The 22754-nt window shown below is 68.3% G+C and carries 21 protein-coding genes; 14 read left to right on the forward strand and 7 right to left on the reverse strand.

The genetic code is table 11. The annotated features are described in order from the left end of the window. Window positions 1-28: 28 nt before the first annotated feature. Together glgB and A7U43_RS10830 are read right to left on the reverse strand one after the other, a co-directional pair. The gene (glgB, locus tag A7U43_RS10825) at window positions 29-2227 is read right to left on the reverse strand and encodes a 1,4-alpha-glucan branching protein GlgB (protein WP_067994626.1); all 2199 of its coding nucleotides are present in this window, start codon (window positions 2225-2227) and stop codon (window positions 29-31) included. Window positions 2228-2234: 7 nt separating this feature from the next. Then, a complete protein-coding gene (locus A7U43_RS10830; protein WP_067994629.1) occupies window positions 2235-4304 on the reverse strand; it encodes an alpha-1,4-glucan--maltose-1-phosphate maltosyltransferase in 2070 nt (689 codons plus the stop codon). Between the two features lie 206 nt (window positions 4305-4510). Here A7U43_RS10830 and glgP point away from each other — a divergent pair, with 206 nt between their 5' ends. From glgP to A7U43_RS10845, 3 genes are all read left to right on the forward strand, one after another. After that, window positions 4511-7102: an alpha-glucan family phosphorylase gene (glgP, locus tag A7U43_RS10835; RefSeq protein ID WP_067994631.1), complete on the forward strand. Its 2592-nt coding sequence runs from the start codon at window positions 4511-4513 to the stop codon at window positions 7100-7102. Then, on the forward strand, window positions 7099-7959 hold the full coding sequence (locus tag A7U43_RS10840) for a Vgb family protein (RefSeq protein WP_067994635.1): 861 nt from the start codon (window positions 7099-7101) through the stop codon (window positions 7957-7959). Before glgP ends, A7U43_RS10840 begins: the two co-directional genes overlap by 4 nt. A 196-nt stretch (window positions 7960-8155) precedes the next feature. Next, the gene (locus tag A7U43_RS10845; protein WP_156526099.1) at window positions 8156-8839 is read left to right on the forward strand and encodes an MspA family porin; all 684 of its coding nucleotides are present in this window, start codon (window positions 8156-8158) and stop codon (window positions 8837-8839) included. 22 nt (window positions 8840-8861) lie between these two features. On the opposite strand, the gene A7U43_RS10850 is transcribed toward A7U43_RS10845, so the two are convergent. From A7U43_RS10850 to A7U43_RS10860, 3 genes are all read right to left on the reverse strand, one after another. Next, entirely contained in the window at window positions 8862-10289 is a 1428-nt protein-coding gene (locus A7U43_RS10850; RefSeq protein ID WP_067994641.1) for a neutral zinc metallopeptidase, read from the reverse strand. A gap of 77 nt (window positions 10290-10366) precedes the next feature. Further along, entirely contained in the window at window positions 10367-12349 is a 1983-nt protein-coding gene (locus tag A7U43_RS10855; RefSeq protein WP_067994644.1) for an ATP-dependent DNA helicase, read from the reverse strand. After that, the gene (locus tag A7U43_RS10860) at window positions 12346-13653 is read right to left on the reverse strand and encodes a nicotinate phosphoribosyltransferase (RefSeq protein ID WP_068002420.1); all 1308 of its coding nucleotides are present in this window, start codon (window positions 13651-13653) and stop codon (window positions 12346-12348) included. Before A7U43_RS10860 ends, A7U43_RS10855 begins: the two co-directional genes overlap by 4 nt. Before the next feature lie 76 nt (window positions 13654-13729). Here A7U43_RS10860 and clpS point away from each other — a divergent pair, with 76 nt between their 5' ends. From clpS to A7U43_RS10915, 11 genes are all read left to right on the forward strand, one after another. After that, complete coding sequence (gene clpS / locus A7U43_RS10865; protein ID WP_067994647.1) at window positions 13730-14044, forward strand: ATP-dependent Clp protease adapter ClpS; 315 nt, start codon at window positions 13730-13732, stop codon at window positions 14042-14044. A gap of 4 nt (window positions 14045-14048) precedes the next feature. Next, entirely contained in the window at window positions 14049-14630 is a 582-nt protein-coding gene (gene aosR / locus A7U43_RS10870) for an oxidative stress transcriptional regulator AosR (protein ID WP_067994650.1), read from the forward strand. Continuing rightward, a complete protein-coding gene (locus A7U43_RS10875) occupies window positions 14627-15667 on the forward strand; it encodes a P1 family peptidase (protein ID WP_067994653.1) in 1041 nt (346 codons plus the stop codon). The genes aosR and A7U43_RS10875 overlap by 4 nt, the downstream gene beginning before the upstream one ends. Before the next feature lie 123 nt (window positions 15668-15790). Next, entirely contained in the window at window positions 15791-16174 is a 384-nt protein-coding gene (locus A7U43_RS10880; RefSeq protein WP_231963626.1) for a M67 family metallopeptidase, read from the forward strand. Between the two features lie 12 nt (window positions 16175-16186). Next, window positions 16187-16468 carry a MoaD/ThiS family protein gene (locus A7U43_RS10885; RefSeq protein ID WP_067994662.1) on the forward strand — a complete coding sequence of 94 codons (282 nt, stop codon included), beginning with the start codon at window positions 16187-16189 and terminating at the stop codon, window positions 16466-16468. A gap of 3 nt (window positions 16469-16471) precedes the next feature. Next, on the forward strand, window positions 16472-17443 hold the full coding sequence (locus tag A7U43_RS10890; protein ID WP_067994665.1) for a cysteine synthase: 972 nt from the start codon (window positions 16472-16474) through the stop codon (window positions 17441-17443). A gap of 10 nt (window positions 17444-17453) precedes the next feature. Beyond that, window positions 17454-18113, forward strand: a complete 660-nt coding sequence (locus tag A7U43_RS10895; protein ID WP_156526100.1) for a rhomboid family intramembrane serine protease — start codon at window positions 17454-17456, stop codon at window positions 18111-18113. Window positions 18114-18279: 166 nt separating this feature from the next. Beyond that, the gene (locus A7U43_RS10900) at window positions 18280-19047 is read left to right on the forward strand and encodes a cyclic nucleotide-degrading phosphodiesterase (RefSeq protein ID WP_231963566.1); all 768 of its coding nucleotides are present in this window, start codon (window positions 18280-18282) and stop codon (window positions 19045-19047) included. Window positions 19048-19066: 19 nt separating this feature from the next. Beyond that, window positions 19067-19849, forward strand: coding sequence for a ribonuclease PH (rph, locus tag A7U43_RS10905; protein WP_067994672.1), 783 nt, complete (start codon window positions 19067-19069; stop codon window positions 19847-19849). Then, window positions 19846-20445, forward strand: a complete 600-nt coding sequence (gene rdgB / locus A7U43_RS10910; protein WP_068002426.1) for an RdgB/HAM1 family non-canonical purine NTP pyrophosphatase — start codon at window positions 19846-19848, stop codon at window positions 20443-20445. The genes rph and rdgB overlap by 4 nt, the downstream gene beginning before the upstream one ends. 129 nt (window positions 20446-20574) lie before the next feature. Then, window positions 20575-22050, forward strand: coding sequence for an MFS transporter (locus A7U43_RS10915; protein WP_067994675.1), 1476 nt, complete (start codon window positions 20575-20577; stop codon window positions 22048-22050). Here the strand turns inward: A7U43_RS10915 and A7U43_RS10920 are convergent. Together A7U43_RS10920 and A7U43_RS10925 are read right to left on the reverse strand one after the other, a co-directional pair. Next, complete coding sequence (locus A7U43_RS10920) at window positions 21998-22360, reverse strand: DUF3817 domain-containing protein (RefSeq protein WP_067994678.1); 363 nt, start codon at window positions 22358-22360, stop codon at window positions 21998-22000. The two genes, A7U43_RS10915 and A7U43_RS10920, sit on opposite strands and share 53 nt — an antisense overlap. After that, window positions 22357-22740, reverse strand: a complete 384-nt coding sequence (locus A7U43_RS10925; protein ID WP_067994681.1) for a hypothetical protein — start codon at window positions 22738-22740, stop codon at window positions 22357-22359. Before A7U43_RS10925 ends, A7U43_RS10920 begins: the two co-directional genes overlap by 4 nt. Window positions 22741-22754 lie beyond the last annotated feature (14 nt).

Raw genomic sequence — 22754 nt, forward strand, 5'->3', positions numbered from 1 at the left:
CCCCGCAAGCGGGGGACTGCTCGGCGGGTTACTGGTCGAGTTCAAACCACAGCGCGGCCAGCGGCGGCAGCGCCATGACCGCGGATGCCGGACGACCGTGCCAGGGCTCGGCCGTCGCCTGGACCGAGCCCAGGTTGCCGATGCCCGACCCGTTGTACATGGTGGCGTCGGTGTTGAGCACCTCACGCCAGGTGCCCGCCTGGGGCAAGCCCAGCCGGTACTGCGCGTGCTCGTTGCCGGAGAAGTTGAACACGCAGGCCAGCGCCGTCCCGTCGTCGCCGAAGCGCAGGAAGCTCAGCACATTGTTGGCCGAATCGTTGGCGTCGATCCAGGAGTAACCCTCGGGAACGGTGTCGCGGGACCACAGCGCCCGCCGAGTGCGGTAGAGCGCGTTGATATCGGTGACCAGTTTCGAGATCCCGGTGGAGAAGCTCTGTTCGGAGAGCTGATACCAGTCCACACCGCGCTCCTCGGACCACTCGGCGCGCTGACCGAACTCCTGGCCCATGAACAACAGTTGTTTACCGGGGTGGGCCCATTGGTAGGCCAGCAGTCCGCGCAGACCCGCGGCCTTGTTGTGGTCGTTGCCCGGCATCCGGCCCCACAGCGTGCCCTTACCGTGCACCACCTCGTCATGACTGATCGGCAACACGAAGTTCTCGCTGAATGCGTAGAGCACCGAGAACGTGATCTCGTGGTGGTGGTAGCTGCGGTGAATCGGGTCGCGCTTGATGAACTCCAGAGTGTCGTTCATCCAGCCCATGTTCCATTTCATCGAGAAGCCAAGGCCACCAAGGTTGGTCGGGCGGGTCACGCCGGGCCAGGACGTCGATTCCTCGGCGATCGTCACGATGCCCGGGGTGACCTTGTGCACCGTGGCGTTCATCTCCTGCAGGAACTGAACCGCCTCCAGGTTCTCCCGCCCGCCGTGGATGTTCGGCGTCCAGCCGTCGGCCGGACGCGAATAGTCCAGGTAGAGCATCGATGCCACCGCGTCGACCCGGAGCCCGTCGACGTGGTATTCCTGCAGCCAGTACAGCGCATTGGCCACCAGGAAGTTGCGCACTTCCGGCCGACCGAAGTCGAAAACGTAAGTGCCCCAGTCGAGTTGTTCGCCGCGGCGGGGATCTGAGTGCTCATAGAGCGCGGTCCCGTCGAATCGGCCCAGTGCCCAGGCGTCCTTCGGGAAATGCGCCGGCACCCAGTCGATGATCACGCCGATGCCTGCCTGGTGCAGCGTGTCGATCAGGTAGCGGAGATCGTCGGGACTGCCCAGACGCGGGGTGGGCGCGTAGTACGAGGTGACCTGATAGCCCCACGAACCGCTGAACGGATGCGCGGCGACCGGCAGCATCTCGACATGGGTGAAGCCGTGCTCGACGACGTACTCGGTGAGCTGAACCGCCAGTTCGCGGTAGGTCAGGCCCGGCCGCCACGACATCAGGTGCACCTCGTAGGTGCTCATCGGTTCGAAGACGGGATTGCGCAGCGCGCGGGCGGCCATCCATTCGTCGTCATTCCAGGTGTAGTCGCTGGTGGTGACCCGGGACGCGGTACGCGGGGGGACTTCGGCGGCGAACGCGAACGGATCGGCCCGGTCGCTCACCGATCCGTCGATCCCGTGCACGCGGAACTTGTACAGTCCGTCGTCGGGGAAATCGGGCCAGAACAGTTCCCAGACGCCGGTGGAGCCCAGCACCCGAAGCGGCGCCTGGCCACCGTCCCAGTGGTTGAACTCGCCGATCAGGCTGACGCCCTTGGCGTTCGGCGCCCATACCGCGAACGAATAGCCCTCCACCACGCCGTCGGGGGTGGTGAAGCTGCGGCGATGTGCGCCCAGGATCTCCCACAGCCGCTCGTGGCGCCCCTCGGCGAACAGGTGCAGATCGATCTCCCCGAGGGTGGGCAGGAACCGGTAGGCATCCGCGACCGTGATGGCCGGGGCACCCGGATACTGCACCTCGAGGCGGTAGTCGACCAGGTCGGTGAACGGCACCGCACCCGCGAACAGGCCCGCCTCAAGGTGGTTGAGCGGGTAGCGCTGACCTCCGATGAGCGCGGTGACCGATTCGGCGTGCGGACGCAATGCACGGATGACGGTGTGGTCCTCGTACTGGTGCGCGCCGAGTATCGAGTGCGGGTCGTGGTGCTCGCCCGCGCTCAACCGATGCAGGTCATCGGCACCGGGGCGTAGATGGACACTGGTGGTCGGGTTGGTCTGGGTCACGATGTGTTCACTCCCTCCGCAAGAGGCTCAGTCGAGATTCGTAGGGGATCAACGGCATGTTCAGAATGTGCGCTACCGCCCGTCCCGGGTCCAAGCGCACGTAGTTGGCCTGGCCCCAGTGGTATTCGTCGCTGGTGATCTCGTCGCGCACCCAGAACCGGTCGTAGGGCTCCATCCCGAGCGCACCCATGTCCAGCCAGATGGTGCCTTCCTCGGGTCCGAACGGGTTGAGTGTCACCACCACCAGCACACAGTCGCCCGACACCGGGTCGAACTTGCTGTAGGCCAAGATCGCGTCATTGTCCACGGGGTGGAATGTGATGGTGCGCAACTGTTCCAGTGCTGGGTGCAGCCGCCGGATCTCGTTGAGCCGGCCCAGGAATGGTTCCAGGGATTGGCCGGTCGCCACCGCGGCCTCGAAATCGCGCGGGCGCAGCTCGTACTTCTCCGAATCCAGGTATTCCTCGCTGCCCTCGCGGACGGCGCGATGCTCGAACAGTTCGTAGCCGGAGTACACCCCCCACACCGAACTGAGGGTGCTCGCCAACACTGCCCGGATGGCGAACATGCCAGGACCGCCGTGCTGCAGGCTTTCGTGCAGGATGTCCGGCGTGTTCACGAACAGGTTGGGACGCGCGCAGTCGGCGTACTCGGCGATCTGCTGCCCGTACTCGATGAGCTCCCACTTGGCTGTCCGCCACGTGAAGTACGAATATGACTGGGTGAAGCCGAGTTTCGCCAGCCCGTACAGTCGGGCCGGCCGGGTGAAGGCCTCGGCGAGGAACAGCACATCGGGATCTTCCTGCTTCACCTTGCCGATCAGCCAGGCCCAGAAGTTCGGTGGCTTGGTGTGCGGGTTGTCGACACGGAAGATTTTGACGCCGTGCGACATCCAGTACCGCACCACCCGGAGCACCTCGGCATAGAGTCCCGCCGGGTCGTTGTCGAAATTCAGCGGGTAGATGTCCTGGTACTTCTTGGGCGGGTTCTCCGCGTAGGCGATGGTGCCGTCCGGCAGCACGGTGAACCACTCTGGATGAGACTGTGCCCAGGGGTGATCCGGCGCGCACTGCAGAGCGAGATCCAGCGCCACAGACAACCCCTGATCCGCTGCGGCGGAAACGAAATCGTCGAAGTCGTCGATGGTCCCCAGTGCGGGGTGGACGGCGTCGTGACCGCCCTCGTCGCTGCCGATGGCCCATGGCGAGCCGACGTCGCCCTCGGCGGCGGTCACAGAATTGTTGCGCCCCTTGCGGTGCACCTTGCCGATGGGGTGGATGGGCGGCAGATAGACGACGTCGAAGCCCATCCGGGCTATCCGCGGGAGATCCTTGGCGGCGGTGGCGAAGGTGCCGTGTACGGGCTTGCCGTGGCTGTCCCAGCCGCCGGTGGAACGGGGGAACAGTTCATACCAGGCCGAGAACCGGGCCTGCGGACGGTCGACCCACACACCGAACTGCTCACCCCGGGTGAGCAGTTCACGAAGGGGATAACGGTGCAGCAGATCGGCGAGGGCGGGGGACAGCGCGGCGCCGGCACGGCTGAGCGGATCACCCGGTGCGCGCAGCGCCGCCGCGGCGTCCACCAGCGGCTGGCGCTGTTCGCGCGGCACGCCGGTGGCGGCGCGTTCCAGCAGGCGGGCGCCCACCAGCAGGTCGTTGTTGAGTTCGGTTTCGCCCTGGCCGGCGTCGAGCTTGGCGGTCACCGCCCGGCGCCAGGTGGCGATGGGGTCGCCCCATCCGTCGACCCGGAACGTCCACATGCCGACCTGGTCGGGGGTGAACTGCCCGTGCAGCACATCGGGTGTGCGGCCGGCCGTCATCGGCAGAATCAGCGGTTTGATGCGGGGCGGGGTCACCGGCGGTGCGGGCTCGGGCATCGATCCCGGCGGGTCCGGGGCCAGTTGCGGGTAGGACGTGCCGTGATAGCGCACCACCAGGGTGGCGGCGACCGCATCATGACCCTCCCGCCAGACGGTGGCCCGCACCGGCACCACTTCGCCGACCACCGCTTTGGCGGGGAACCGCCCACCGGACAGCGCGGGCGCGACGTCATCGATTCCGATACGACCGGTCACGCACGAATCTCCTCACTCGGCGCGGCCCCGACTTCGGTGACCGCGGTCCGTCTGGTCTCTGACTTCTGCCTCGACGCGCTCGTTACCGACTCTGAGTACCCACCGTAGTGTCAGGGACACATCGTTGGGCGAGATGACGTGAGTCGGTGACCGAGCCGACACCACCTCGGGGCCCGTCGGCGGGCCGGTCAGTAAGGTTGAGCCGCGTGAAGGCCCTCCGCAGATTCACGGTCCGTGCGCACCTCCCCGAGCGGCTCTCCGTCCTGGAGCGACTGTCGGTCAACCTGCGCTGGTCATGGGATAAACCCACGCAGGACCTGTTCGCCGCCATCGACGGCCGATTGTGGGACCAGGTCGGCGCGGACCCGGTGGCCCTGTTGGGTGCGGTGAGTCCGCAGCGGCTCGACGAGCTCGCGGCCGACGACGAGTTCCTCCGGCGCGTGGACGCGCGCGCGGCGGACCTGGACGACTATCTGAGCCGCCCGCGCTGGTATCAGCAGCAGGCCGGAGATGGGGTGCGGCTGCCCAACGGCATCGCCTACTTCTCCATGGAGTTCGGTGTCGCCGAGGTGCTGCCCAACTATTCCGGTGGCCTGGGCATCCTGGCCGGTGACCATCTGAAATCTGCGTCGGATCTGGGGTTGCCGCTGATCGCGGTGGGACTGTACTACCGATCGGGCTACTTCCGGCAGTCGTTGACCGCCGACGGGTGGCAGCACGAAACGTACCCGTCGCTGGATCCGCAGGGATTGCCGCTGCGGCTGCTGACCGATCGCAGCGGGCAGCCCGTGCTCATCGAGTTGGCGATGCCCGACGGTGCCCAGCTGTTCGCGCACGTGTGGATTGCCCAGGTGGGGCGAATCCCGTTGCTGCTGCTCGACTCTGATATCGGCGAGAACACCCACGAACTCCGGGGGGTGACCGACCGGCTGTACGGCGGCGATCAGGAGCACCGGATCAAGCAGGAGATCCTGGCCGGGATCGGCGGTGTCCGCGCCATCCGGGCGTACACCGAGGTCGAGGGGCTGCCGGCGCCCGAGGTGTTCCACATGAACGAGGGGCATGCCGGCTTCCTGGGCGTCGAGCGGATCCGCGAGCTGATCGACGCCGGACTCGACTTCGACACCGCGCTCACGGTGGTGCGCTCCTCCACGGTGTTCACCACCCATACCCCGGTGCCCGCCGGTATCGACCGCTTCCCGGTCGAGATGGTCACCCGGTACTTCGGGGGCAACACGCCGCTGTTGCCCGGTGTACCGCTGGATCGGGTGATCGCGTTCGGTGCCGAGGACGATCCGGCGAAGTTCAACATGGCGCACATGGGCCTGCGCCTGGCGCAGCGGGCCAACGGGGTGTCGCTGCTGCACGGGCGGGTGAGCCGGGAGATGTTCAACGAGCTGTGGCCGGGCTTCGACCCGGGCGAGGTACCTATCGGATCGATCACCAATGGTGTGCACGCGCCGACCTGGGCGGCGCCGCAGTGGGTGGAGTTGGCGCGCGACCTGATCGGCAGCGATGACCTCGGCGCGCTCAGTGAGGCGGACACCTGGCACAAACTTCAGCAGGTCGACGCCGGGCACCTGTGGCGGATCCGCTCCGAGCTACGGGCGCTGCTCATCGAGGATGTGCGGGTCCGGCTACGCCGGTCCTGGCTGGAGCGGGGTGCCTCGGAGGCCGAACTGGGTTGGATTGCAACGGCATTCGACCCGAATGTGCTTACCGTCGGGTTCGCCCGCCGGGTACCCACCTACAAGCGGCTGACCTTGATGCTGCGCGACCCGGACCGTCTGGAGAAGTTGCTGCTCGACGCCGACCGGCCGGTGCAGTTGATCGTGGCGGGCAAGTCGCATCCGGCTGACGACGGCGGTAAGGCCCTGATCCAGCAGATCGTGCGGTTCGCCGACCGCGCCGAGGTGCGGCACCGGATCGCCTTCCTGCCGGACTACGACATGTCGATGGCCAGAATGCTGTACTGGGGCTGCGATGTTTGGCTGAACAACCCGTTGCGCCCGCTGGAGGCCTGCGGCACGTCGGGGATGAAGAGTGCGCTCAACGGCGGGCTGAACCTGTCCATCCGGGACGGTTGGTGGGATGAGTGGTACGACGGCGAGAACGGGTGGGAGATCCCGACCGCCGGCGGACTCGCCGATGAGAGCCGCCGCGACGATATCGAGGCCAGCGCGCTGTATGAACTGCTCGAATCCTCGGTGACCACCAAATTCTACGATCGCGACCAGCATGGCGTGCCGTCCCGGTGGGTGGAGATGGTGCGCCACACGCTGCAGGCCCTCGGACCCAAGGTGCTCGCCTCGCGGATGGTCCGCGATTACACCGAGAAGTACTACGCGCCGGCCGCGCAGTCGCTGCGTGCCACCATCGAACCCGCCGGTGACGCCACCGGGGTGCCATTCGGCGCGGCCCGCCAGCTCGCGGCCTATCGCCAACGCGCACAACAGGAATGGCCCAAGATCCAGATCACCGATGTGGACAGCTACGGCCTGCCCGATACGCCGCTGATCGGCAGTGAACTCACCCTCACCGCGTCGGTGTACCTGGCCGGGCTGGCCCCCGACGAGGTGGTCGTGCAGGCCGTCCTCGGGCGGGTCGACGACGGCGACGTCCTGCAGAATCCGGTGTCGGTGACGATGACGCACACCGGAATGGCAGGCGGCAATCAGGTTTTCTCGACGACCACGCCGTTGCCGATCGCCGGTCCGGTGGGCTACACCGTGCGGGTGCTGCCGCACCACCGGCTGCTGGCCGGGCACAACGAACTGGCGCTGGTCACACTGGCATGAGCATCCTGTCGGTCGAGATCGCCGGCGGGCCGTACGCGCTGGCCGCCGGGCCCGACTCGACCATGTGGGTCACCCTGGTGCACAGTGGAGCGCTAGCCCGGGTGAGCGCGGACGGCACCGTCGAGACGTTCGGTGTCGCGCCGGGCAGTAAGCCCTCGATCATCACCGCCGGTCCCGACGGCGCCCTGTGGTTCACCCGCAACGGGGATGACCGGATCAGCCGGATCACCGCCGATGGCGTGCTCGATGACGTCGAACTGCCCTCCGGCAGCGGTCCTTTCGGAATCGTGGCCGGGCCGGGGCGGGCGTTGTGGTTCACCGCGACGAACTCCGGCGTGATCGGCCGGGTCGACCTCGACGGCACCGTCACCGAGGTGGCACACCCCGGTGGGATGCCGTCGATGATCACCACGGGGCCCGACGGCGCCCTCTGGTTCACCCTCAACGAGGCCAACGCCATCGGCCGGCTCGAGCCCTCCGGAGCGCTGACCGTGCGCGAGGTGCCGACGCGCAGGGGCGGGCCGGTCGGGATCGCCGCCACCCACGACGACGCCATCTGGTTCACCGAGATCCTCGCCGACAAGATCGGGCGGATCCCGACCGATGAGGCCATTCAGGAACTCGATCTGCCCGGCAAGCCGCACGCGGTGGTCGCCGACCCGTCCGGTGGCGTGTGGGTCAGCCTGTGGGGCGCAAGCCAGGTCGCCCGGATCACCGCCGACGGTGAGGTGAGCACCGTCGACCTGATTCCCGGCGGCGAACCGCACGGCTTGGCCGTCCAACGCGACGGCAACGGTGCAACGGCACTGTGGGTGGCGATGGAGGCCGGATATCTGTGGCGGCTGCCGGTCGGCTGAGCCCCGTACCGGCCGTGTCCTTGTCGTGGCCGCAGAGTTACATAGGCGATGTAAGTTCCTCGAGGTGCCTAATGAGGGGTTTGCCGTGCCACGACCCTTTGCGTTGTTCACCGCGGCGCTGACGGTGGCCCTGATCTGCGCCCCGGTGGCCGGGGGCGATTCCGGCACCGACCCGAACGAACCCGATGTCGACCCGGTGTTCGCCCCCGCCATCAATCCCGCCCTGGAACCTCCGATCACCGCGGTCGCCGCGCCCGCGGTCGCGACGCTCCCACCTGCGGCCCCGCCGCAGGCGCACGGCCTGGTGTCCTCGCCGCCGCCGGTCACCACCCAGACGCCGGACGGCTGGCGGCTGACACTGGGCGCGGCCGACGAGACCCAATTGGTCTCGGCGCCGTTGACCACCGCGTTGTCATCGCGCAGCTATGTCGTCGGCGGCACCTTCAAGGGCAACATCAGCGGACCGGAGGGCGGCGATCCCCCGGAGGGAGTGTTGGAGGTCGGCTATCAGATCGGGTGCGGCATCGATATGAGTACCTCCAACGGTGTCACCGTCACCGGCACCGTGGGAGCGTCCCCCTCGGTCGGCCTGGCCGGCGTCGATGTCGGGTCACCCGCGTTGGACGGGTTGATCCCGGTGCTGACCACGCCGGTGACCGGTGGCGTGGCCGTCGGCCTGAAACCGGGCATCATCAACATTGTCCCGGTCACCGAGAAGGAGTTCGCCGGGTCCAACCCGTGGGTACTGGTCAGCAACTTCCAGGTCAAGATCGACGGCTGTGTGGGTCAATCCTTCATCCGCTCGTATGCTTTCCTGACCCGCTCGACCGACGAATCCGATTCGGTGCTGGCCTATTACGGCGAGACGAAGGTGGTCTGATCCAGCTGCCCCGAGTCCGCCGTCAGGGGAATCGCTTGAAGCACCGCTCCTGCTCGCCGAGCACCCCCACCCGGAACGCGTCGATCCGGGAGAACCCTGAGGGCACCGACTCACCGTTGACGTCGCTGGCGACCAGACCGTTGAGCAGAATGCCCGACACCGCCTCGTCGACATCGCCGGCGGTGAGTGCGATCGTGTTGCCGTCCGGCGTGTTCACCTCGTCGACCATCTTCGTCGTGGCGACCCCGGTCAGGCAGGCGGTGCGCAGGGCGGCACGCGCGGTGTTCAGCTCCACGCCGCCATGCTGGTGCTGAATGGACTGCATGTAGCGCGATACCAGCACCGAGTACCCGGTGTTGTCGCCGGTCACCAGCCCGGTGTCCTCGTCATCGGATTGCGCGCCGAGTAGCTCCAACGCCGGTAGGTCCACCGCGATGGTGTTGGTTGCCGGGCAAAACGTCACCGGCGCATCGGAATCGGCGTCCGGGCAGTCCAGCGGTTCGAAGGTGAGCTCCGGCGGCTCGGCGGGCTCGAAGAGGATGTTCAGGGCGTCCATGATGGTGCGCACCGAGTCCTCGGTGATCTGCAGCTCACCGGATTGATCTTCGGGCAGCAACACCGGAAGGTCGCCGCGGCGCTGCTTGATCTCCGCCGGGTCCATCGACGCACACGATCCGGCACCGTCGGTGAAACCGAATTGGAAGGCGGACACCCGTTCGAACGCCGAACCGTGTTCGTCGTCGCCGACATCGGGGGCGCCCTCGTTGAGCAGCGGGTCGCGGAACGCGATCATCGCCGCCAACAGGTTGTTCAGCCCGTCACCGGTGGACAGCGTGAACCGCGGCGAGTTGCCCTCGGCCACCCAGCGCATGTAAACACCGGCCAGGCAGTCGGCCTGCTGCTCGGCCACCAGCGTCGGCGTCGACCTGGTGATCATTCCCGCCTGCAGTTGCACCGCGTGCCCGTACTCGTGGGCCAGCACCATCGTCACGGCCATGTCGCCGTTGGCGCGGCGCAGCGAGGGCAGGAGCACGCCGCGGTCCCAGCCGATCGTCTCGTCATCGTGGCAGAACGCGGCGTTGACCAGGTTGTAGGTATCGGTGTCGCAGAACATGCCGTCGAAACCGTCTGCGTCCCAGGAGATCACATCGGAGACCGGGGTGAACTCGTCATCGAAGGTCTCGGGGTAGGCGGTCTCCCAGAACTCCTCGATATCGCTGATCGAGCTGACCGCGAGGTGGTCGATCTCACCACCGTCGGTACCGGTCACCTCACGGGTGGGTTCGGCCGCGTCATCCCGCAGCCCGGTGGGCCCGTCGGTCGCCGGCATACCGGCCACCCGGAACGGATCGGCGAACACCGACACCGGGGTACCCCGGAGTTCCTGCCCGCACCCGCTGACCAGCAGCGCGACGCAGGCAAGCAGCGCAGCGAACCTGTGGCGCCTCATCTGCCCCCGCCTTTCGGTGCGCCCGGACGGGCTGCAAGAAGGATAGTGAATCCGCGGCGGTCACACCGCATGAACGCTCAGCCGGCGGTCAGCCGGCCCAGCGCGGCGATCACCCGCTCGTGATCGGTCGTCGCCCAGAACGGCGGCAGCGAGGCGCGCAGATAACCGCCGTAGCGGGCGGTGGCCATCCGGGAATCCAGCACCGCGACGACACCGCGATCCTCGACGCGACGCAGCAGCCGTCCGGCGCCCTGTGACAGCAGCAAGGCGGCATGGTTGGCCGCCACCGCCATGAACCCGTTGCCGCCGCGCGCCGCGATGGCGCGCTGGCGCGCGGTCAGCAGCGGATCGTCGGGGCGCGGGAACGGAATCCGGTCGATCAGCACCAACGACAGCGTGCGCCCGGGTACGTCCACGCCTTGCCAGAGCGACAGAGTGCCGAAAAGCGAGGTTGCCTCATCGTCGGCGAATCGCTGGACCAGGGCGGCGGTGGTGTCCTCACCCTGGCACAACACCGGCGTCGAAAGTCGCTCGGCCATCACCTCGGCGGTCGCCTTCGCGGCCCGCATCGAGGAGAACAATCCGAGGGTGCGCCCGCCCGCGGCGTTGATCAGCGCCTCGATCTCATCGAGCTGGGCCGGCGAGCCGGTGCCGTCGCGCCCGGGCGGGGGGAGATGTTTGGCGACGTACAGGATCCCGGACTTGGCGTGGTCGAACGGTGAGCCGACGTCCAGGCCGTGCCACTTCGGCGGTGGGTCCCCGCCATTGAGCCCCCAGGCCCCGGCCATCGCCTCGAAGTTGCCGCCGATGGTCAGCGTCGCCGACGTGAGCACCGTCGTGCAGTGCTGAAAGAGCCTGGTGCGCAACAACCCTGCCACCGACAGCGGCGCGACCCGCAGGATGGCCCGCTTCGGCCCGCCGCGGTTGTTCTCGATCTGGTCGAGCCACACCACGTCGTGGCGGTCGGGGATGGCCGGCCCGAACGAGTCCAGCATGCGTGCCGCGATGTCGCCGACCTCGGTCACCGCGGTGACGGCCTCGGTGCGGGCGGCCGCCGCCTGCGGATCCGATGGGGTGGTGTCGATCGCGGAGCGAATGGTGAACGCGGCGTCGCGCAGCGCGGTCAGGTAGGTCGTGAGCTCGTCGTCGAGGTGGTCGATGCGTCCGGGCTCGGCGTCGAAGATGGCGGCGGACAGATTTGCCCCGGCGGCCTCCAGCCGCTCGGCGAGTTCGTCGGCGACCAACCGTCCCAGCCTGCGCTGCGCCGCCCCCAGCACCGCCGCGGACAGTTCGCCGGTGGCCACACCGGTCACCCGGTCGACCAGTTCGTGGGCCTCGTCGACCACCAGCAGGCTGTGTTCGGGCAGTACCGAGGCATCGGCGATGGCATCGATGGCCAGCAGTGCGTGGTTGGTGACCACCACGTCGGCGGTGCCCGCCTTGGCGCGGGCCTTCTCCGAGAAACAGTCGGTACTGAACGGGCACCGGGACACCCCGATGCACTCGCGGGCCGAGACGCTGACCTGGCTCCAGGAGCGGTCCGGCACCCCGGGTACCAGCTCGTCCCGGTCACCGGTCTCGGTGTCCGACGACCAGTCGGTCAGCCGTTTGACATCGCGCCCCAGCGCGGTGGCGGCCACCGCATCGAAGAGTGCCTCCTGTGGCAGTTCGTCCGGTTCTGCTGCGCCGTTGTGGATCTTGTTCAGGCACAGGTAGTTTCCGCGGCCCTTCAGCAGCGCGAAGGTGGGCCGGCGGGGGAGCGTGCCGGCCAGGGCGTCGGCCAGCCGGGGCAGATCGCGGTCCACCAACTGGCGTTGCAGGGCAATGGTGGCGGTGGACACCACCACGGGCTCGTTGGCTGCGACCGCGCGCGCGATGGACGGGACGAGGTAGGCCAGCGACTTGCCGGTGCCGGTCCCGGCCTGCACGGCGAGATGGCGGCCGGTTTCGAACGCCTCGGTGACGGCCTCGGCCATCTGTACCTGGCCGGGCCGCTGGGCCCCGCCGAGTGCCGAGACCGCCGAGGCAAGCAACTCGGTGACCTGGTCGGTGGTGTTCACGATGCCGGCGAACCCGGTGTCACGACACGGGTCGGGATGGCCGGATCGCCCTTGGACAGCTTCAGGCCGTCCCATGGCAAGCTGCCGAGCCCGGCGGCGACCCGCGCCCGGGCCTGCGCGAGGGTGGCCTCGTGTACCGGGCGCCCGGCCCGCACGAGTTCGACGGTCAGCGGCCGCGAGGTGAAACCGTCCTCGGTCGGCGGGGGCTGTCCGGCCGGGTGCACGACCTCCTCGACGAAGGTCCCCGACGGTTTGGCGATCCGCATCGCCTGCTTACGGCCACCCGCCGACGCCTTGTGCGCGCTGCGTTTCTGCACGGTGACGCCGTCGACCTCGACGAGCTTGTAGACCAGGCCGGCCGTCGGCGCACCGGAGCCGGTGACCAGTGAGGTGCCGACCCCGTAGCTGTCGACCGGTTCGGCCCGCAGCGCGGCGATGGCGAATTCGTCGAGATCACTGGAGACGACGATCTTGGTGCCGGTGGCGCCCAGGCTGTCCAACTGATCGCGGACCTGACGGACCAGGATGGCCAGCTCCCCGGAGTCGATGCGCACCGCGCCCAGTTCGGGGCCGGCGACCGCGATGGCATTGGCGACGCCCGCGGTGATGTCGTAGGTGTCCACCAGCAGCGTGGTGCCGGTGCCGAGCGCCTGCACCTGTGCGGCAAAGGCCGCCCGCTCGTCCGGACCGTCGGCGGTGGTGTGCAGCAAGGTGAAGGCGTGCGCACTGGTACCCAGCGCGGGCACCCCGTAGCGCTGCTGGGCGGCGAGGTTGGAGCTGCCACTGAACCCGGCGATCCAGGCGGCCCTGGCCGCGGCCACGGCCGCCTGCTCATGGGTGCGCCGCGAGCCCATCTCGATGAGTTGGCGGCCACCGGCCGCGGACACCATGCGGGCCGCGGCCGAAGCGATCGCACTGTCGTGGTTGAGGATGGACAACGCCAGGGTCTCCAGGACGACGCATTCGGCGAAGCTGCCGCGCACCGACAGCACCGGCGAGTTCGGAAAGAACAGTTCCCCTTCCGGGTAGCCGTCCACATCGCCACCGAACCGGAACTCCGACAGGTAGGCCAGGGTCTCGGCGTCCAGGAAATCGGACACCGCGGCCAGGGTCTGCTCATCGAAGGTGAACTGCGCCAGCGCTTCCACGAAGCGTCCGGTTCCCGCCACCACGCCGTAGCGCCTGCCGTCGGGCAGCCGCCGCGCGAAGACCTCGAAGGTGCACCGTCGGTGGGCCGAACCGTCGCGCAACGCGGCGGCCAGCATGGTCAGCTCGTACTTGTCCGTCAGCAGTGCTGTACTCACGCCGTCGCTCACGATCTCACCGTATCGGTACCGTTCCGGTTCGGGCGCGCAGTCGGTCCCCGGTATCCTGTGCGTCATGGTTACCCCTGCGCGGACCAAGCCGGGTACCCGGGAGGACCAGGCGGCGGACGTCGACCGCGGTGAAGACGCCGCCACCGACAGTCCCTGGGTGACTGTCGTCTGGGACGACCCGGTCAATTTGATGTCGTATGTGACCTACGTGTTCCAGAAGTTGTTCGGCTACTCCGAGCCGCATGCCACCAAGCTGATGATGCAGGTGCACACCGAGGGCAAGGCCGTCGTGTCGGCGGGCAGTCGTGAGTCGATGGAAGTCGACGTCACCAAGCTGCACTCTGCCGGGCTGTGGGCCACCATGCAGCAGGACCGCTGATCGCGTGCGGAAGTGGAAGCGGATCGACAGCGCCGACGGCCCCCGATTCCGGTCCTCGCTGGCCGCGCACGAGGCCGCCCTGTTGCGCAATCTGGTGGTGTCGCTGACCGGGATGCTCGACGATCGCGAATCTGCTGCTCCCACTGACGAACTCAGTGAGATCACCGGGATCCGGACCGGCCACACCACCCCTCCGGACGACGAGACGATGAAACGGCTGCTCCCGGATTTCTTCCGGCCGCGCAACGGTCACCCCGCCGGCTCGGCGGCCGCGGAGAGTTTGAACAGCGCCCTGCGCAGTTTGCATGAGCCGGCCATCATCGATGCGAAACGGCAAGCGGCGCATCGGCTCCTGGACACCATGCCCGACGGTGGCGGCAAGTTCGAGCTCTCCGAGGACGACGCTCAGGCCTGGGCGTCGGCGGTCAACGATGTGCGCCTCGCATTGGGGGCGATGCTGGAGATCGGACCCGAAGGTCTCGACCAGCTACCCGTCGGCCATCCGATGGCGGGCCATCTCGATGTCTATCAGTGGCTGACCGTGCTGCAGGAGTACTTGGTGATCAGCCTGATGGGATCTCGATGAGCCGGGGTTCGATCACCGATGTCGCCGGCATCCGGGTCGGACACCATCACCGGATCGATGACGATGCCACGCTCGGGTCCGGGTGGGCCTGCGGCAGCACCGTGGTGTTGGCGCCGGAGGGCACGGTGGGCGCGGTGGACTGCCGGGGCGGGGCCCCGGGCAGTCGGGAGACCGACCTGCTGGATCCGTCCAACAGCGTGCGTCACGTCGACGCGGTGCTGCTCACCGGCGGCAGTGCCTATGGGCTGGCCGCGGCCGACGGTGTGATGCGCTGGCTCGAGGAACAGCACCGCGGTGTGGCGATGGACGGTGGTGTGGTGCCGATCGTGCCGGGCGCGGTGATCTTCGACCTGCCGGTCGGTGGGTGGGGCTGCCGACCGGACGCGGATTTCGGCTACCAGGCCGTGCGGTCCGCGAGTGAGACGTTCGCCGTCGGCAGCGTCGGTGCCGGGGCGGGGGCCCGCGCGGGCGTGCTCAAGGGCGGGTTGGGCACCGCCTCGATGACGCTGCCCGATATCGGTGTGACGGTGGGGGCGATCGTCGCGGTGAACTCCGGGGGCAATGTCGTCGACCCCGCCACCGGGCTGCCGTGGATGGCCGACCTGATCGCGGAGTTCGGGTTGACGGCGCCACCGCCTGCGGAGGTGGCCGAGTTCGCGAGCCTGGACAAGAAGAGCGGCCCGTTGAACACCACCATCGCCGTGGTCGCGACCGACGCCGCGGTCAGCCCGGCCGGGTGTCGACGCATCGCCATCGCGGCCCAGGACGGACTTGCCCATACCATCCGTCCGGCGCACACCCCGGTGGACGGCGACACGGTATTCGCGCTGGCCACCGGGGCGGTGCAGGCGCCGGCCGGGTGGGGTCCGTCGGAGAAGGTGCCGACCGCGATGTCCCCGGAGACGGCGCTGCTCACCGTGATCGGCGCCGCGGCGGCCGAGTGTCTGGCGCGTGCTGTGCTGGTGGGTGTGTTGGCGGCAACGTCGGTCGCAGGAATACCCACCTACCGCGGCCTGTTGCCCGGAGCATTCGCATGATGTCGCCGAAACAGCATTCCAGATGGAGTGTTCTCGACCTTTCCCGTCGGGAATGCGATTTCGGCGCTGACCAGAGAACGGAGTCGTGACGTGCTGGTGATCCGCGCCGACCTGGTGGACGCCATGGTCGCCCACGCGCGCGCCGACCATCCCGACGAAGCCTGTGGGGTGATCGCCGGGCCGGAGGGTTCGGATCGACCGCAGCGATTCATCCAGATGGTCAACGCCGAGCGGTCCCCGACGTTCTACCGATTCGACTCCATGGAGCACCTGCGGGTGTGGCGGTCGATGGACGAGGCCGACGAGGTGCCCGTGGTGATCTACCACTCGCACACCGGCACCGAGGCCTACCCGAGCCGCACGGACGTCTCGATCGCCGCGGAGCCGGACGCGCATTACGTGCTCATCTCCACCCGCGACCCCGAGGAGCATGAACTTCGCAGCTTTCGCATCCTCGACGGCGTCGTCACCGAAGAACCTGTCAGCATCGTCGAGCAGTACGGATAACAAGGAGCCACCGTGTCAGTAGTCGTGTCGATTCCCACCATCTTGCGCACCCACACCGGCGGGGAGAAGCGGGTGAACGCCGCCGGCGGCACCCTGGGGGCCGTGATCGCCGACCTGGAGGCCAACTACTCCGGCATCTCGGAGCGCCTCGTCGACCCCGCCAATCCCGGCAAGCTGCACCGCTTCGTCAACATCTACGTCAACGACGAGGACGTCCGGTTTTCCGGCGGCCTGGAAACCGCCATCGCCGACGGTGATTCGGTGACGATCCTGCCCGCCGTCGCAGGTGGCTAGGCCTTGACCCGATACGACTCGCTGCTGCAGGCACTGGGGAACACCCCGCTGGTCGGCCTGCAGCGGCTCTCGCCGCGCTGGGAGGCCGACGAGAACGGCCCGCATGTGCGGTTGTGGGCCAAGCTCGAGGACCGCAACCCCACCGGCTCCATCAAGGACCGGCCGGCATTGCGCATGATCGAACAGGCCGAGCGCGACGGGCTCATCAAGCCCGGCGACACGCTGCTCGAGCCGACGAGCGGCAACACCGGTATCTCGCTGGCGATGGCGGCACTGCTCAAGGGCTACCGGCTGGTCTGCGTGATGCCGGAGAACACCTCGATCGAGCGGCGTCAGCTCCTCGAGCTGTACGGGGCCAAGATCATCTTCAGTCCCGCCGAGGGCGGTTCGAACACGGCCGTGGCACACGCCAAAGAGCTTGCCGCGCAGAACCCTTCGTGGGTGATGCTGTACCAGTACGGCAACCCGGCCAACGCCGCCGCGCACTATGAGGGCACCGGGCCCGAACTGCTGGCCGACCTGCCGGAGATCACCCATTTCGTCGGCGGTCTCGGCACCACCGGCACACTGATGGGCACCGGCCGGTTCCTGCGCGAGCATGTGCCGGGAATCCAGATCGTGGCGGCCGAGCCGCGCTACGGCGAGGGTGTGTACGCCCTGCGCAACATCGACGAGGGTTTCGTGCCCGAGCTCTACGACCCGGACATCCTGACCACCCGCTTCTCGGTGGGGGCCTTCGACGCCATCAGGCGGACCCGCCAGATCGTGGAGGTCGAGGGCATCTTCGCCGGCATCTCCACCGGTGCGATCCTGCACGCGGCGCTGGGGATGGCGGCCAAGGCGATGAAGGCCGGCGAGCGTGCCGACATCGCGTTCACCGTGTGTGATGCGGGGTGGAAGTATCTGTCCACCGGCGCGTACGCCGGTAGCCTCGATGACGCAGAGGATGCGTTGGAAGGGCAACTGTGGGCATGACGCGATGGGCATGAATCTCCCGGTCACCCCCGAGCCGAAGAAGAAGCCGGCCTGGGTGGTCGGCGGCGCGACGATCATCGGGTTCGTCGCGCTGCTGTACGTGGTGGAGATCGTGGACACCGTCACCGGGCACCGCCTCGACAACGACGGCATCCGCCCGCTGCAGACCGACGGGCTGTGGGGCATTCTGTGGGCGCCGCTGTTGCATGGCGGCTGGCCGCACCTGGTCGCCAACACCGTGCCCGCGCTGGTGCTCGGATTCCTGATGACCCTGGCCGGGATGGGGCGCTTCATCGGTGCCACCGCGATTATCTGGGTGCTCGGGGGTTTCGGGACCTGGCTGATCGGCAATATCGGCGCGCACTGCCCCTATGTGGGCGTGCAGTGCACCACCAACCACATCGGGGCGTCTGGACTGATCTTTGGGTGGCTGACGTTTCTGATCGTCTTCGGCTTCTTCACCCGCACCGCCTGGGAGATCATCGTCGGCATCATCGTGGCGCTGGTGTACGGCGGCATCCTGCTCGGGGTCGTCCCCGGGACGCCGGGAGTGTCCTGGCAGGGCCATCTGTGCGGCGCGATCGCCGGGTTTGTCGCGGCGTACCTCCTGTCAGGACCGGAGCGCAAGGCTCGGGAGCGGCGGAGGACCGGCACGGCGCTGGGTGCCTGAGCGCTGCTTGTTGTCGTGTGGCACATCACGTCGCCGCCGACGGTGACGCGCAACCGACGCAGCGTCGGCATCGCGTCGCGTGTCACGGTGCGCACACATCATGAAACTTGTCGCTGATGCGGTGATGCTTTGGCCCCGACGGTGGGGGGCATGGCAAGCTAGAGAGGTGCGAGTCACCGTACTGGGATGTTCCGGCAGTGTTGTCGGCCCCGACTCGCCCGCGTCCGGATATCTGCTGACCGAACCCGACACCACGCCGATGGTCCTGGATTTCGGCGGTGGGGTGCTCGGCGCACTGCAGCGCCATGCCGACCCCGGGGCGGTGAACGTGCTGCTGTCGCACCTGCACGCCGATCACTGCCTGGACATGCCCGGCCTGTTCGTCTGGCGGCGTTATCACCCGAACCCGCCCGAGGGGCGCGCGATGCTGTTCGGTCCGTCGCACACCTGGGAACGTCTCGGCGCGGCGTCCTCGCCCGAGGGCGGCGAGATCGACGACATCTCCGACATTTTCGAGGTGCAGTCCTGGGTGGACGGCCGCCCGGTGGCGCTGGGGGCGCTGACCGTCGAGCCGCGCCTGGTCTGCCATCCCACCGAGTCCTACGGCATGCGCTTCACCGACCGCGACGGCGTCACGTTCGCCTACAGCGGTGACACCGGCATCTGCGACGCCGTCGTCGAACTGGCCCGCGGAGTCGACATGTTCCTGTGCGAGGCCTCCTGGACGCACTCGCCCGACCGTCCGCCGAACCTGCATCTGTCCGGTACCGAGGCCGGCCAGATCGCCGCCCGTGCCGGGGTGGGCGAGCTGCTGCTCACCCACATTCCGCCATGGACATCACGCGAGGACGTCATCAGCGAGGCCAAGGCCGAGTTCGACGGTCCGGTGCACGCGGTGGTGTGCGGCGAGACCTTCGATGTGACGCGACACTGACGCCGGTTAGGGTTGGCCCGTGTCCAGACGAGAAGACGGCCGCCTCGACGACGAGCTGAGGCCAGTGGTCATCACCCGCGGTTTCACCAGCCATCCCGCCGGTTCGGTGTTGGTGCAGTTCGGCCAGACCCGGGTCATGTGCACCGCATCGGTGACCGAGGGCGTGCCGCGCTGGCGGAAGGGGACGGGTCAGGGCTGGCTGACCGCCGAGTACGCCATGCTGCCCGCGGCCACCCATGAGCGCTCCGGCCGGGAGTCGGTCAAGGGCAAGGTCGGCGGCCGTACCCAGGAGATCAGCCGACTCGTCGGGCGATCGCTGCGCGCGTGCATCGACCTCGGCGCGCTGGGGGAGAACACCATCGCCATCGACTGCGATGTCCTGCAGGCCGACGGTGGCACCCGCACCGCCGCGATCACCGGCGCCTACGTGGCGCTCTCCGATGCCGTGACGTATCTGGCCGCGGCGGGCCGGCTGTCCGATCCGCGCCCGCTGTCCTGCGCCATCGCCGCGGTGTCGGTGGGCGTCGTCGACGGACGGGTCCGGGTGGATCTGCCCTACACCGAGGACTCTCGTGCCGAGGTCGACATGAACGTCGTCGCCACCGACACCGGCACCCTGGTGGAGATCCAGGGCACCGGCGAGGGCGCGACGTTCCCGCGTTCGACGCTGGACAAGATGCTCGACCTGGCGATGGCGTCCTGCGAGGAACTGTTCACCATCCAGCGCACGGCGCTGGAGCTGCCCTACCCCGGTGTGCTGCCGGAGCCCAGCGGCCCGGCGAAGAAGGCGTTCGGAAGCTGACCCGGCTACTGGTTGCCTCGCGCAACGCGAAGAAGCTGACCGAGCTGCGCCGGGTGCTGGATGCGGCCGGGCTGACCGAGCTGACGCTGCTGTCACTGGCCGATGTGCCCCCGTTCGAGGAGGCACCCGAGACCGGCGCCACCTTCGAGGAGAACGCGTTGGCTAAGGCGCGCGACGCGTACGTCGCGACCGGGATCCCGACGGTGGCCGACGACTCGGGTCTGGCCGTCGACGCGCTCAACGGGATGCCGGGCGTGCTGTCGGCGCGGTGGTCCGGTGCGCACGGCAACGATGTGGCGAACCTGGAGCTGCTGCTGGGGCAGCTGCGCGATGTGCCCGACGAGCGGCGCGGCGCGGCGTTCGTCTCGGCGTGCGCGCTGGTTTCGGATGCCCAGGAGACGGTGGTCCGCGGCGAATGGGCCGGGGCGATCGCGCGTGCGCCACGCGGTGCCGGCGGGTTCGGCTATGACCCGATCTTCGTGCCGGCCGGTTCGGAACTCTCCGCGGCCGAGCTGACACCGGCGCAGAAGGACGCCGCGTCGCACCGCGGTCGGGCGCTGGCCCTGCTGGTGCCCGCGCTGCGCGCGCTGGGGTAGCGCTCTCCACCACTTTTTCGGGCGAAACTCGCGTACCCGTTGCACATCCCCGCGCGGGGACGACCGGTACGCGAGTTTCGCCGCACTGTGGGCCCGGGCCGAAATTTTGTATAGCGCAACTAACGTGTCATGCTCGCGGCCGTGGTCTCCACCGAGCAGCGACGGCCGTCATCGGCCCATCCCGGCGTTCTGATCGCCGTGTTGTGCGCGGCCGGTATCAGCGTCTCGCTGATGCAGACCCTGATCATCCCGCTCATTCCTGAGCTACCGAAGCTGTTGCACGCCAGCGGTTCCAACGCGTCCTGGGCCATCACCGCCACGCTGCTGACCGCGGCGGTCACCACCCCGGTGTTCGGGCGCCTCGGCGATCTCTACGGCCCGAAACCCATGCTGATCCTCTGCGCCTCGATATTGGTCGCCGGTTCGGTGGTGTCGGCGCTGAGCACCTCGCTCATCCCGTTCGTGATCGGGCGCGGGCTGCAGGGGCTGGGCATCCCGATCATCCCGCTGGGCATCAGTGTGCTGCGGGCCTCGGTGCCCGCGAGCCGGGTCGGCAGCGCGATGGGCTTGATGAGTTCCTCGCTGGGGGTCGGTGGCGCGCTCGGATTGCCGCTCTCGGCCGCGATCGCCCAGCAGTTCAGTTGGCACGTGTTGTTCTGGTGCGCCGCCGGTCTCGGCGTCGTGCTGCTGGTGCTCTTCGTCGTCCTGGTGCCCGAGGTGCCCGCGTCGTCGAACGACCGGATCGATCCGCTGGGTGCACTGCTGCTCGCCATCGGCCTGGTGACCCTGCTGCTCGGTATCACCAAGGGGCGGGACTGGGGCTGGATGTCGGGTGTCACCGTCGGGATGTTCGGCGCATCGGTGGTGGTGTTCGCCGTCTTCGTGATGTGGCAGCTGCACTTCGACTCACCGATCGTCGACTTGCGCACCTCGATCCGGCCGCCGGTATTGCTCACCAATATCGCCTCGGTCGGCGTGGGTTTCGCGATGTTCGCGCTGACGCTGATCGCGCCGCAGGTGCTGGAACTGCCCACCGACACGGGGTACGGCCTCGGGATGTCGATGCTGGAGGCGGGTCTGTGGATGGCGCCGGGTGGGCTGGCGATGATGGTGATGGCACCGATCGCCGCTCGGGTGGCCGGGGCTCGCGGCCCGCGTTTCACCCTGTTCGCCGGCTGCGTGATCATCGCCGCGTCCTACCTGTCCGGCCTCTGGCTGCTCGGCAGTGGTCCGCAGGTGCTCGCGCTCAACGTGCTCATCAGCGTCGGCGTGGGCTTCGCCTACGCGTCGATGCCCGCGCTGATCAACGCCGCCGTCCCGATGTCGGAGACCGCGGCCGCCAACGGTCTCAACGCGTTGGCGCGCTCGCTGGGCACGTCGATCTCCAGTGCGGTGCTCGGCGCCATCCTGGCGGCGATGACGATGACCGCGGGTGGGCACGAGGTGCCGAGCCTGGACGGGTTCCGGGTCGCGCTGATCGTCGCGGCGTCGGTGTCCGCATTGTCCGCGGTGCTGACGCTGTTGATCCCGGCGGTGCGTCAGGAAACCGAGGTCACAGACCGAAGCGCTTCTTCACGTCTTGTGTCTGGAAATGCTCGACGATGAGGCCCAGGACGGGAACGGTCCCGGAGATCAGGGTGCCGAGTGCGCGGCCCAGCGGCCAGCGGACCTTCACCGCCAGGTTCGCGGTGGCGATCAGGTAGGCGAAGTACACCCAGCCGTGCACCACGGCGATCCAGCTCAGCGAGTCGTCGCCGAACCCGTATTTGCGCACCATCTCGTAGCAGAGCGCGATGAGCCAGAGTCCGGTCGCCCAGGCCAGCACCCGGTAGCTGGCCAGCGCCTTCTGGATGGATGACAGTGGAACCAGCGGCTCCTGGCTGTCAGCGGGGGCGGGGGTCTCGGGCGTGCTCATGTGGTGGTCCTGTCGTCAGGGGTTTCGGATTTCGCGAGTTCGGCGAGGTAGGCGTTGTACTCGCGCAGCGTGGGATCGTCCTCGGCGGGCGCCGCGGCCTTGGGGCGCTCGGGAAGCAGGCCGGCCGGGATCTCGGTGGGGCGCTCGGTGTCGTTCGTGTCGTACGTCGGCGGGGCGTCCTCCAGGCGGACGAACTTGAAGTAGGCGTAGACACAGAACGCGGCGAACATCGGCCACTGCAGGGCGTACCCGAGGTTGAGGAACGTGCCCGAGTTGGACTCGTAGCGGGTCCACTGCCACCACGCCAGCAGCAGGCAGCCGCCGGCGCCGAGGGCGGCCAGCGCGATGAGCGCCGGTCTCCTACGTCGTGTAGTGGACATGGGTCGACTTTACC

It is taken from the genome of Mycobacterium adipatum, from assembly GCF_001644575.1.
In the GTDB taxonomy this organism is placed as follows: domain Bacteria; phylum Actinomycetota; class Actinomycetes; order Mycobacteriales; family Mycobacteriaceae; genus Mycobacterium; species Mycobacterium adipatum.